Source organism: Gaiella sp., assembly GCF_057140465.1.
This window is the reverse complement of sequence record NZ_DBNHWK010000058.1, coordinates 1-11,542: the sequence shown is the minus strand read 5'-3', so window position 1 is coordinate 11,542 and position 11,542 is coordinate 1. Positions and strand designations below refer to the sequence as shown.

Annotated in this window: 11 protein-coding genes; 7 read left to right on the top strand and 4 right to left on the bottom strand. The window is 70.9% G+C overall.

All coding sequences use genetic code 11. The features are described from left to right. Positions 1–90 precede the first annotated feature (90 nt). Positions 91–375: a DUF4242 domain-containing protein gene (locus AC162C_RS08185; RefSeq protein ID WP_484097120.1), complete on the top strand. Its 285-nt coding sequence runs from the start codon at positions 91–93 to the stop codon at positions 373–375. 177 nt (positions 376–552) lie between these two features. Here the strand turns inward: AC162C_RS08185 and AC162C_RS08180 are convergent, their stop codons facing one another. Further along, positions 553–1,446: a YihY/virulence factor BrkB family protein gene (locus tag AC162C_RS08180; RefSeq protein WP_484097119.1), complete on the bottom strand. Its 894-nt coding sequence runs from the start codon at positions 1,444–1,446 to the stop codon at positions 553–555. 707 nt (positions 1,447–2,153) lie between these two features. Between AC162C_RS08180 and AC162C_RS08175 the strand changes: the two genes are divergently transcribed. Then, positions 2,154–2,558, top strand: a complete 405-nt coding sequence (locus AC162C_RS08175; RefSeq protein ID WP_484097118.1) for a cupin domain-containing protein — start codon at positions 2,154–2,156, stop codon at positions 2,556–2,558. A gap of 156 nt (positions 2,559–2,714) precedes the next feature. On the opposite strand, the gene AC162C_RS08170 is transcribed toward AC162C_RS08175, so the two are convergent. After that, entirely contained in the window at positions 2,715–3,221 is a 507-nt protein-coding gene (locus AC162C_RS08170) for a fasciclin domain-containing protein (protein WP_484097117.1), read from the bottom strand. A 423-nt stretch (positions 3,222–3,644) separates the two neighbouring features. Between AC162C_RS08170 and AC162C_RS08165 the strand changes: the two genes are divergently transcribed. From AC162C_RS08165 to infA, 3 genes are all read left to right on the top strand, one after another. After that, on the top strand, positions 3,645–7,166 hold the full coding sequence (locus tag AC162C_RS08165; RefSeq protein WP_484097116.1) for an AAA family ATPase: 3,522 nt from the start codon (positions 3,645–3,647) through the stop codon (positions 7,164–7,166). A 185-nt stretch (positions 7,167–7,351) separates the two neighbouring features. Then, positions 7,352–7,558, top strand: coding sequence for a cold-shock protein (locus AC162C_RS08160; protein WP_462974833.1), 207 nt, complete (start codon positions 7,352–7,354; stop codon positions 7,556–7,558). A gap of 80 nt (positions 7,559–7,638) precedes the next feature. Further along, a complete protein-coding gene (gene infA / locus AC162C_RS08155; RefSeq protein ID WP_462974834.1) occupies positions 7,639–7,860 on the top strand; it encodes a translation initiation factor IF-1 in 222 nt (73 codons plus the stop codon). Positions 7,861–8,345: 485 nt separating this feature from the next. Here the strand turns inward: infA and AC162C_RS08150 are convergent, their stop codons facing one another. Continuing rightward, positions 8,346–9,056 (bottom strand): fasciclin domain-containing protein, encoded by a 711-nt coding sequence (locus tag AC162C_RS08150; protein ID WP_484097115.1) that lies wholly within the window; start codon positions 9,054–9,056, stop codon positions 8,346–8,348. 624 nt (positions 9,057–9,680) lie between these two features. Here AC162C_RS08150 and AC162C_RS08145 point away from each other — a divergent pair. Further along, the gene (locus tag AC162C_RS08145; RefSeq protein WP_484097114.1) at positions 9,681–10,103 is read left to right on the top strand and encodes an ester cyclase; all 423 of its coding nucleotides are present in this window, start codon (positions 9,681–9,683) and stop codon (positions 10,101–10,103) included. Positions 10,104–10,463: 360 nt separating this feature from the next. Beyond that, complete coding sequence (locus tag AC162C_RS08140; protein WP_484097113.1) at positions 10,464–10,892, top strand: cupin domain-containing protein; 429 nt, start codon at positions 10,464–10,466, stop codon at positions 10,890–10,892. A gap of 49 nt (positions 10,893–10,941) precedes the next feature. Here the strand turns inward: AC162C_RS08140 and AC162C_RS08135 are convergent, their stop codons facing one another. Continuing rightward, a complete protein-coding gene (locus AC162C_RS08135; protein WP_484097112.1) occupies positions 10,942–11,310 on the bottom strand; it encodes a nuclear transport factor 2 family protein in 369 nt (122 codons plus the stop codon). Between the last annotated feature and the right edge of the window lie 232 nt (positions 11,311–11,542).

The following is an 11,542-nucleotide window of genomic DNA, read 5'->3' as shown; positions in this document are numbered from 1 at the left end:
CACGTGGTGCCTCACGGACGATGTCAGCGACCCGAGTCGACGTGACCGGAGAGCGACGTCGGCGCCCACCACGAACGAGAGGAGACCAGGATGGACATGTACGCGATCATCCGCCGCGACGGCTGGGTGGACGGGGGCGATCTCGAGAGAGCCGCCGCCCGATCGTCCGACGTGGGCGACAACCAGATGTCCGACGACATTCGCTGGATCCGCTCGTACGTGCTCGGGGAGGAGAGCGGGAAGCTGGGAACGGTCTGCATCTACGAGGCCTCGAGCGAGGAGGCGATCCGCACGCACGCCGAGCGCGCCGACCTGCCGATCACCGAGATCCTCCGGATCGCGGACACCGTCGTCGTCCGTCCCGACCCGAGCTGAGGCGCGGGCACGATCGAGGGGGAGGCGGCCGCAGCGGCACTCCCGGCACCACGAGGTCTCCGGCGGGCGCCTCGGTGGCCTCACCCGACCGTCCTCACGCCGCCATGTGACGCACGCGGCCACCGGGCCCGGCAGGGACCGTGTCAGGCGACGTCGACGATCGAGGCTGCGAGGCGCTCAGGCGCCCGAGGAGCCCGTGGGTTCGGCGGTGTGCCGCGCACGTTCGCGCTCGGCGGTGAGCTTGGCCGCCTCGGCGTTCACCTCGGCGCCGAAGAGCAGCGCCGCGCCGGAGAGCCACAACCACACGAGCGTGATCACGACGGCGGAGAGCGTCCCCCAGCTCTTGTTGTAGCTCGCGAAGTTCGCCGTGTAGAGGGCGAAGCCCGCCGAGGCTGCGAGCCACACGAGCACGGCGACGACGGCGCCGGGGACGACGACCTGCCAGCGGTCGTGCTCGACATCGGGACCGAGCACGAGCACGGCCACGAACGCCGCGAACAGCCCGAGCAGCAGGATCGGCCACTGGGCCGTCCACCATGCCCACGCGGTCACGGCCTCGGCGCCGGTCGCCCGACCGACCCAGCGCTCGACGTGCGGCCCGAGCACGAGCAGCCCGACCACGAGCAGGGCCGAGAGGAGGAGACAGCCGACGATCGCGAGTGCGACGAGTCGCTTGCGCAGGAAGCTGCGTTCGTCGTGCCGGTCGTAGGCCTTGGTGAGCCCGGTCGTGAGCGAGGTCGCCGCCGAGGTCGTGGCCCAGATCGCGAGCAGGAAGCCGACGACGGTCATCGCGATGCTCCCTCCCGTCGACCGCGCAGACCGCTGCAGGCTCTCGTCGAGCAGCGTCGCGGCCTCGCTCGGGATCACCGTCTCGGCGCGATCGACGAGGCGCGAGATCGCGTCCGGATCCGCGACGAGCGAGAACACACCGAGGACCACGAGCATGGTCGCCGGGATCGCGAGGAAGAGCGAGTAGGCGAGCGCCTGCGCCGTCAGCGGGAGGCCGTCCTCCCGCGCGTCCACGAGCGCCCGCCGCAGGATCGTCCCGAGGTCTCGAAGTCTCAGGTGCATCGGCTCCCGGTGCTCACACGAGCACGTGGTCGTCGCTGGGCATCACTGCCAGCCTAGGTGCGACGGTCGTCTCGGCAGCGAGGTGCAGGCGTCGGAGGACACGAGAGTCTCGCGCGAGCTGCGCCTTCGTGCGATCGAGCTCGCCGCGCCCGACCGGGTGACCGCTCGGGTGCGACGCACCAGGCGACGGTGCGACCGGGCCCCCGGCCGGCACGGGTGAGCGGTTCGCGGGGCCCGTCGACACGACGCTGCGCCCCCGACGTCGAGGAGCTGCCGTTTGCAGGCGGTGGCCGCGGAATCATCGAGAGCCGGCGTCCGTTGCGCCCGAGGGCGTTCTCCGCGCAGGGGCGAACGATCGTGGCGGCTGGACGTCACGCGCCGCGGATCGCGGGGACGGTGTCGGGTGCGAGGCGGTGTCGTCACCGGGACGGACGGTCGCGCTTCAGAGCGCCGCGCGGAGACTCTCCCGGTGCCCCCAGCACACGCTCCACACGTGCGGTCACGATGCCGCCGGCGGGCGGATCCGGGAGAAATACGGATGCAATCGTGAGCAGGTACTTGTAGAGGAAGTGGTGTCCAGCACGCGTCGTCCGGCCGGTCGGCGGCGACGTGTCAGATGGCGGTGGTGGAGGCGCGGGTGCCCGGTAGCCGGAGGAGACGTCCCGCACGGATCGCTGAGCGCGCCCACCCGTGCCCGATGAGTCGTCGTGGTGTCGGAGAAAGGAGCATCGACCATGCCCAGAGCATCGAGGGAGACGGCATCCGAGTCGGTTGATGGAGCCGGGTTCGAAGGGCACTACGAGCACTTCGAGGGCGGATACACGGTCGGATTCGAGACGTTCACCGAGACGGTGGACATGACGCCCCGACTGAAAGGGCTGCCCGACGACCTCTGCCAATCGCCGCACTGGGGCTACGTCGTCAGCGGCAAGCTGACCTACAGGTTCGGCGACCGGGACGAGGTGATCGGCGAGGGCGAAGCCTTCTACGTCCCGCCCGGCCATTCGGTGATGAGCGAGGCCGGGACAGAGATCGTCTTCTTCAGCCCGACCGTCGAGTGGAAGCAGACCGTCGCAAAGATCGGTCGCGATCGGGAAGGCGCACCAGCCTGATCCGGCTCGCCGTGTCATCCGCACAGGGACGAGGGCCGCAGGACGGCCCTCGTCCCTGTGCGACATGGGCGTGAGGGATGCCCCGATGGCCGAGTGAAGCCGGCCATCGGGGCGGGGCGGCGCGCCGCAGGAGGGCACGCGACGGCCGCGCCACGATCACGACGGCGGAATGAGGACCGCGTCGATGATGTGGATGACTCCGTTCGAGGCCTCGACGTCGGCCTGGACGACGTTGGCGTCGTTGACGGTGACGCCCTCGTCGGAGACGCCGATCGTGAGCGAGTCGCCCTGCACCGTCGTCACTTCCTGCCCGTCGGAGAGATCCGAAGAGGCGACGTCACCTTCGGCGACGTGATAGAGCAGGATCGCCTCCAGCTGGTCGGCGTTCTCCGGCTGCTGCAGGCTCTCGAGCGTCTCCGCGGGCAGGGCGGCGAACGCGTCGTCGGTGGGCGCGAAGACCGTGAACGGGCCGTCGCCCTTCAGCGTGTCGACGAGCCCTGCGCTCTCGAGCAGCGAGGCGAGCGTGGTGAACTCCCCGGCGGCGACCGCCGTGTCGACGATGTCGACGCTCGCCTCGTCGGACGAGTCGTCGTCGCCGCCGCAGGCCGCGACGACCAGCACGAGAACGATCGAGAGCGCGAGGCCGATGAGAATGCGTTTCATGGTCAGCTCCTTCTGTTTCTTTCGACATTAGTTGTACGAACCTCCGGAGGAACTGGATCAGCGCACCCTTCGAGGACAGCCGGTGTCGCATCGCCGGATCATCGGAGCGCGAGCACGAGCGGCCTGATGAGCGATGTCGTCACGTCCCTCCCCACCCGGCGGCGTCGACGACGCCCGAGCGGGGGCGAGCCCCGGTGTCCCGGCGGAATCCGTCGGTCAGACGTCGTGCCGCGGCATCATCTGGGGTGACCGAGGCGCCGGCTCGCCCCCGGACGAAGCCCGGCGTCTCTTGCACGGTGCCGTGACGGCGTCGCCGCTCAGCCTCACCGCACGGTCTCAGACGCGCGAACGTCGTCATCACGGACGCCTCGAGCAGTGTCGGCCGGGATCGATCTGGAGCCGTTGCTCGGCTACCCTCGCGTCGTGACCTGCCCTCGTTGCGACACCGAGAGCCCGGCCGGCCAGAAGTTCTGCGGCGAGTGCGGCGGCCCCCTCGTCGCCGTCTGCCACGCCTGCCAGTCCGAGAACCCGCCCGGCCAGAAGTTCTGCGGCGAGTGCGGGGCGCAGCTCGCCGGAGCCCCGACCGCGCGGGAGGAGCCGGCGCCGGCGCGCGTCGAGCCTGGGGTGGAGCGGCGGCTCGTGTCCGTCCTCTTCGCCGACCTCGTCGGCTTCACCACGCTCTCGGAGAGCCGCGACGCCGAGCAGGTACGCGAGCTCCTCTCGCGGTACTTCGACGCCTGCCGGCGGTTGATCGAGCTCTACGGGGGAACGGTGGAGAAGTTCATCGGCGACGCGGTGATGGCGGTCTGGGGGACACCGATCGCGACCGAGGACGACGCGGAGCGCGCCGTCCGGGCCGCGCTCGACCTCGTCGCCGCCGTGTCCGCCCTCGGTGACGAGCTGGGGGCCGAGGACCTGCGGGCCCGTGTCGGCGTGCTCACGGGCGAGGCCGCGGTGACGATCGGCGCGGAGGGCGAGGGGATGGTCGCGGGCGACCTCGTGAACACGGCCGCGCGGATCCAGTCCGTCGCCGAGCCCGGCTCCGTCCTCGTCGGAGACCCGACCCGCCGCGCGAGCGAGCGTGCGATCGCCTATGCGGACGCCGGTGTGCACCCGCTCAAGGGCAAGGAGCAGGCCGCGCAGCTGTGGCGGGCGCTCCGCGTCGTCTCGGGCGTGCGGGGCGGGCTCCGCTCCGAGGGGCTGGAGGCGCCGTTCGTCGGCCGCGACCGCGAGCTCCGCCAGATCAAGGATCTGTTCCACGCGTGCGCGGACGAACGCCGGGCGGCGCTCGTCTCCGTGACCGGCATCGCCGGGATCGGCAAGTCCAGGCTCGGCTGGGAGTTCTACAAGTACTTCGACGGGATCGTCGGCGAGGTGTGGTGGCACCGCGGACGCTGTCTCGCCTACGGCGAGGGGGTCACCTACTGGGCGCTCGCCGACATGGTGCGGATGCGGTGCCGGATCGCAGAGGACGAGAGAGCCGATGCGGCGGTCGCGAAGCTGCGGGCGGCTCTCGACGAGCACCTCCTCGACGAGGACGAGCGGCGCTTCGTCGAGCCGCGCCTCGCACAGCTGCTCGGGCTCGGCGACTCCGAGACGAGTGACAAGGCGGAGCTGTTCGCGGCGTGGCGGCTCTTCTTCGAGCGCCTCGCCGAGTCCGATCCCGTGGTGCTGCTCTTCGAAGACCTGCAGTGGGCAGACACGAGCCTGCTCGACTTCATCGAGTACCTGCTCGAGTGGTCGCGCGGCCACGCCCTCTTCGTCGTCACCCTCGCGAGGCCCGAGCTGCTCGAACGGCGGCCGACCTGGGGCGCAGGCCAGCGGCAGTTCACCTCCGTCTACCTCGAGCCGCTCCCCGACGACGCGATGCGGGCGCTGCTCGAGGGCCTCGTCCCCGGCCTGCCGGAGCCGGTGCGGGAACAGATCCTCGCGCGCGCCGAGGGAGTGCCGCTGTACGCCGTCGAGACCGTGCGCATGCTCCTCGATCGCGGCGTGCTCGTGGAGGACGGCTCCGCCTACGAGGTGACCGGCGAGGTCGGGGCGCTCGACGTCCCGGAGACGCTCCACGCCCTGATCGCCGCCCGCCTCGACGCGCTCAGCGAGCAGGAGCGGCTACTGCTCCAGGACGGCGCCGTGCTCGGGAAGACGTTCACGCTACCGGCGCTCGCCGGGCTCTCCGGGCTGGCGGAGACCGACCTCGAGCCACTCCTCGCGTCGCTCGTCCGCAAGGAGGTGCTGGGGCTGCAAGCCGACCCACGCTCCCCCGAGCACGGCCAGTACGGGTTCCTGCAGGACATCGTGCGCAAGGTCGCCTACGAGACGCTGGCCAAGGGCCAGCGCAAGGCACGTCACCTCGCCGCCGCCGACCAGCTCACGGTGACGCACGGGGAGGGTGAGGTCGCCGAGGTGGTCGCCGCGCACCTGCTCGCCGCCCACGAGGCGGCCCTCGACGCACCCGACGCGGGCGAGCTCAAGACCCGGGCCCGCGACGCCTTCGTTTCGGCCGGCGAGCACGCACGATCGCTCGCCGCGGCCGCGGAGGCGTGCCGCTACTTCGAACAGGCCGCCGACCTCACCGACGATCCGGCGCGGCGGGCGGAGCTCACGCTGGAAGCCGGTGCGCTCGCCTGGGGGGCGCACGAGCCCGTGAAGGCGCGCGAGCTCCTCGACCGCTCGTACGAGACGTTCGTGGAGGTCGGTGACATGGCCGCGGCGGCGAGGGCCGGCGAGCGGCTCGCGAACCTCGACTTCCACGAGGGGCACGTGCAGGACGCGGTTGCGCGGCTGGAGCAGGCCTATGCGGCACTTCGGGCAGACGACGAGGGTGCGGGCGGCGCCGATCTGGCTGCGGTCGCCGCGGAGCTCGGCCGGTTCCTCGCGCTCGGCGGCGAGCACGAGCGAGCGTTCGAGCTCGTCGAGCGCGCGCTCGAGCTCGCGGCCGCGCTCGACCTCCCGGGCACGCTCGCCGGCGCACTGAACACGAAGGCGATGCTCCTCAACGCACGCGGGCGGCAGTACGAGGCGCGGCTCCTGTTCGAGGGCGCGCTCGCGCTGACGCTCGATAGGAACCTCCATCGATCCGCCGGTCGCGCCTTCAACAACCTGGCCGACGCACTCGAGCACGGCGACCTCTTCGCAGAGGCGGTCGCCGTGTCCGACCGGCGTCTCGAGTACGCCCGCCGGCTCGGCGACCGCTTGGGCGAGACGATCGCCCTCGCCGCTCCGGTCACGAGCCTCATGCTGCTCGGCCGTTGGAGCGAGGCGCTGGCGCATGCCGGCGAGAGCACCGAGCGCGCGACGGACGCGTGGACGAAGGCGCTCACCATCCCTGCCGCCGCCATCCACTGCGAGCGGGGGGAGCTCGAGCAGGCGCGGCAGTTCCTCGCCGGCCTGGCGGCGCTCGAGGAGTCGGACGACCTGCAGACGGTGTCGGTGTACATGACGTTCGAGGCGGGGCTGCTGCGGGCGGAAGGGCGAGCCGAAGAGGCGCTCGCGCTCGCCGATCGCGCGTTCGCGCTCTGCGAGCGGATCGGCATCACCGCGATCATCAGCAAGCTCGCGCTGACGGAGGTGCTCGAGGGCGCCGCCGCGCTCGGCGACGCCGATGCGGCGCGCGACCGTCTCGCGCTCCTCGACGATGTCCCTCGCGGCCACTTGACGCCGCTCCTCAGGGCGCAGCAGGCGAGGTTCCGCGGCCGTCTGGCGGTGGGCGACGCGGACGCCGACTTCCGCCGCGCCGAGCGGTTGTTCCGTGAGCTCGAGACACCGTTCTACCTCGCCGTGACGCTCCTCGAGCACGGAGAGCTGCTCGTCGCGCAGGGCCGGTCCACCGACGCCGAGCCGCTGCTGGCCGAGGCGCGGGACGTCTTCGCGGGGCTCGAGGCGGCGCCCTGGCTCGGTCGTGTTGCCGCGGTCGCCGCCGGCGGGTCAGGCGTGCCCGCGTAGCCGAGGAAGTCGCCGCGGTCGTCCCGCGGTTGTCGATCGGGATCGTCTCGCCGACGCCGGTGTGGATGGTCGCCGGAACATCCCCACGAGTGGCTGCTATCGTTGGGCTCGTTATCGAGAGCGAGTCCGGTTCGCGCCATGCGCCTTCCTAACGCGTTCGTGATTGTTTGAGGGAGGTGTTTTCTATGGCCAGCGGAACCGTCAAGTGGTTCAACGATGCGAAGGGGTACGGGTTCATCACCCCGGACGAGGGATCGAAGGATCTCTTCGTGCATCACTCCAATATCGAGGGTCAGGGCTTCAAGTCGCTGACCGAGGGTGCGCGCGTGCAGTTCGAGGAGCGCGAGGGCGCCAAGGGGCCCGAGGCGATCAACGTCGCCACGGTCGTCTAACTGGGGTACTGCCGGGCCCGTGACCGCCTCTGGTCACGGGCCCGACACCCCGGACGACATGCACGACGAAGGGAGAACTGGTGCCCGAGAAAGAAGAGAAGATCGAGATGGAGGGAGAGATCATCGAGTCCCTCCGCAACCGGATGTTCAGGATCCGCCTGGAGAACGGCCACGAGATGATCGGGTACACGGCCGGACGGATGAAGCGTTTCCGGATCCGGATGATGCTCGGGGATCGCGTGCGGATCGAGGTCTCACCCTACGATCTCGACCGCGGCCGCATCGTCTACCGCATCGGCTGACCCTCCCGGCCGACGGGCCGAGCAGGGACATCGTCTGAGCTCGACACCGAGGGCATTCGGTTTGCCGGGCCCGTACCGGCGGCTTCCTGGATGGGATGGGCGTGACGATCGCGTGTGTCGAGCGCGGACCGGGCGCCCCGGGGGTTCGGCGGAGTCGGGCGGCGGCCCACTGTTCGCTCGGCTCGCAGTGGACGCTGCGTCCGTCGAGGACGAGGGGTCACGTCTCGCGGAGCGAGCCCGTGATGCCGTGCTCCCGGAGAAGCAGCCGTCGCGGAGTTCGCGATCGTCGATGCGCAACGGGGAGCGCCACGGAGGCCGCAGACGCATGAAGGGGAAGGCGACGACGCGCCTCCTCTGCCCGTGCGCCGTCGTCGTCGGTCGAGCTCTACGGCCGACGGGCGTGTGCGGGAAGCCGGGGGCGCCCGGCCTCGGGCCGGGCGCCCCGTCGTCGGCGAGCGTCCACAGGGGGCTCGCCGTCGGGCCGACTACTTCGTCGGGTAGTAGGGGTAGAAGCCGCCGGGGACGCCGAGGTTCTCCGGGGCGGTTCCCTCGGCCGCGCCGGCGGGGACGTTGCACGTGATGCCCTTGCCCTCGACGAACACGGCCGGGATCGCGCCTGCGTAGTGATAGTCCCACCCCGGCTGGCCGAGCCCGAGGTTCAGGAACATGCCGGCCGCGATGGGCTCGCCCGACGGCGTGGTGTTGCCGGGGACGGCGCAGTAGCCGACGTTCGGCTGCCCGACCAGCGTGGCCGACGGTGGGATCAGCACGGTGTCGATGACGTGGGCGACGCCGTTGTCGGCCGTGACGTCGGCCGCCACGACCTTCGCGTTGTTGACGTAGAGGGAGCCGCCGACGACGGACAGGCCGATCTTCGCGCCGTTCACCGTGCCGGCCGAGCTGAGCGTGGTGGCGACGCTCGACGGGACGGCCCCCGGGACGACGTGGTACAGGAGCACCGAGGTCAGCGCGTCGGGGTTCGCGGCGAGGAACGCCAGCGTCTCCGCCGGCACCTTCGCGAATGCGGCGTCGTTCGGCGCGAACACCGTGAACGGGCCGCCGGACGCGAGCACCGCGTCGAGGCCGGTGGCCTGGAGCAGCGCGACGAGGGTCTTGAAGTTGCCGTCCGCCACGAGCGTCTCGGGCAGGTTCGCCGCGGACGCGTTCGTCGCGGCACGGGCGTTGCCGGTCGCCACCGAGCTCGTCGCCACGGCAGCCAGGACCGCGATGATGAGTGCAGCGACGGCAAGGCGTAGGGAAATGGCTCGGGACATGAGCCCTCCTCTCCTTGTGTCGTTCACTTTAGACATTACTTAGACGTACGACGAGGGCCGTCGATCGGATCAGTCGACCCACCGAGGGAGGAGCGCCCTGACGCCCGGGTGGACGCCGTGCTCGCTCGGTGCCCGTGCACGCCTGCGGCGCATCCGGGTCGGACGCGTCGATCTCGCGCGGAGCAGGCGCACCTCACGTCCTCGCCTGAGAACGACAACCGTGGGCGTGCCAACCACAGCGAGGACGAGAGCCCACAGGCCCACGATCACGACGCGACGAGCGCGCACCAGGACGATCACCCCTTCCGGGACGAGTCTTCCGTACGAGGCACGACGCCGCATCGGGGGCGTCACCGATCAGCGGTCGGGCGTGGCTACCGTGACACCCCGTTCACCGTTTGCGCAGACGCCGTGCCTCGTGGAGGACGAAGCGCGACGGACCGCTACGGATCCCGGCGGCGGCAATACGGGGCTGCTGTTGACGTCCTCGACGGCGCAGCCGTAGGGTCGGTTCTCGCTCTGACCCCTGGCCCGAACGGAGGAGCCGTGACGGAGATCGAAAGGATCGTCCGAACCTTCCATGAGTCGTGGGACCTGCGGGACCCCGATCGAGGTGCGGCTGTCATCGCCGAGGACTGCCATTTCGAGGATGTCGCGCGAGGCGAGGTCTTGCGTGGCCCTGAGGCGTACAAGCAGGACTATCGCCGCTGGCGAGACGCCTTCCCCGACGGAGAGGTGAAGATCACGAACGTGATCGTTGCGGGGGAGTGGGCGGTCGTCGAGTTCGTCAACAGGGGCACGCAAACAGGCACCCTGCAGTCCAGCCTCGGAGAGTTTCCGCCAACCGGCCGCGCGATGGAAGTGCGCTACTGCAGCGTCATGAAGGTCAAGGACGGCAAGGTCGTCGAAGGGCGCGACTACTACGACTCCGCGAGTATCGCGAAGCAGCTCGGCCTCGTTGGATCATGAGCGCGGACGCGGCGCGCAGCCCAGGCTAGGGCTCCGCTGCGGGCAGCCTGGCGGCCGGCCGTCGATGCGGCCGCTGCCGGGCCTCGGTCTTCGCCGTGCCGCTCGCTGTGCCTGTCCACTCGTTGACGTCGACGCGGGTCGCATCGACCGGAGAGCCCGGTTCGCGGACGTCGCCGTCAGCTCCCGGGCGCTTCCACCCCATGGGTTGACGTCGATGGGGCCGGTCGGCGGAGGCCGTCGCGATCACTGCACGTGAGCGGCCGCGAGATCGTCGGCCTCGACGTCGTCGGGCGTCCTCGGGAGTCGCTCGTCCCACCGGGCGCGCACCGGCGCGTTACAGTCGCCCCGAGGATGGGCGCTGTGGTGCACCTACCGGGGGAGGGCGAGCACGTCGGCGGGTCGTCGTCGGTCACGATCAAGGCGACCGGCGAGGACACCGGCGGCTCCTTCTATCTCGGTGAAGCCGTGCTCTCACCCGGCTTCCCCGGACCGCCGCCGCACGTGCACGAAGCCCTCCACGACATGTTCTACGTCCTCGAGGGCACGCTCACGATGGTGCTCGACACCGAGCACCTGGATCTCGCCGAGGGCTCGTTCGTCTGCGTGCCGCCGGGGACGGTGCACACGTTCAGCAACCAGAGCGAGCGGCCGGTGAGGATTCTCAACTTCAACACCCCCGCAGGGTGGGAGCACTACATGCGCGACCTCGCGTCCGTCCTCGCCGCGGGCACGACCGCTCCCGAGGAGATCGGTGCGATCGCGTCCCGCTACGACTTCCGCGTCGCGTAGGCACCCCCGCGAGCCGGAGTGAGCGACGGGGGCCCCGTCCGGGGCAGCGCTAGGGCCCGGGGAGGAACTCCAGCCGCTCGATCGCCCCGTCGGCGAACGCGAAGCGCACTCGGATCGGGTGCTCGTGCGCGATCTCGCCCGTCTCCGTCCATCGCTGCACGAGGCGGGCCGTCATCTCGACCACGGCGTCCGACTCGGCGAGCGACACGTCCTCGACGCGCTCGGCGAGCTGCGTCGAGCGCTCCTGCGACGCGCGGCCCTGTCTCCACGCTTCACGTCCGCGGACCGTCTCGCCGGGATACACGAGCTCGGCGTCCTCCGCGAGGAGTGCGGCAGCCGCATCGTCGTCGCCGTCGTCGAGCGCCTGCACGAAGCGCTCGACGAGCTCGATGTGCGAGGAGGAGCTCGGCCCTGTCATCGGGCGAGCGTACATAGCGCCAGGGAGGCGCGGGGTGACGAGGGATCGGCCCTCCCGTGTCCCCGCGTGGCCCGCTGCTATCGTCGTCGCCCGGATTGACTTCTTGCCGACTCCCGTTTCGCTCGAGGCGAGCCGCGTCGATGTTCGTGCTCGCGCTCCTCGTGGCCGTCCTCGGCGGAGTCGGTCAGGCGTCGGGATCTGCGGCGGACGCGGGCCACATCCACGCCGTCGC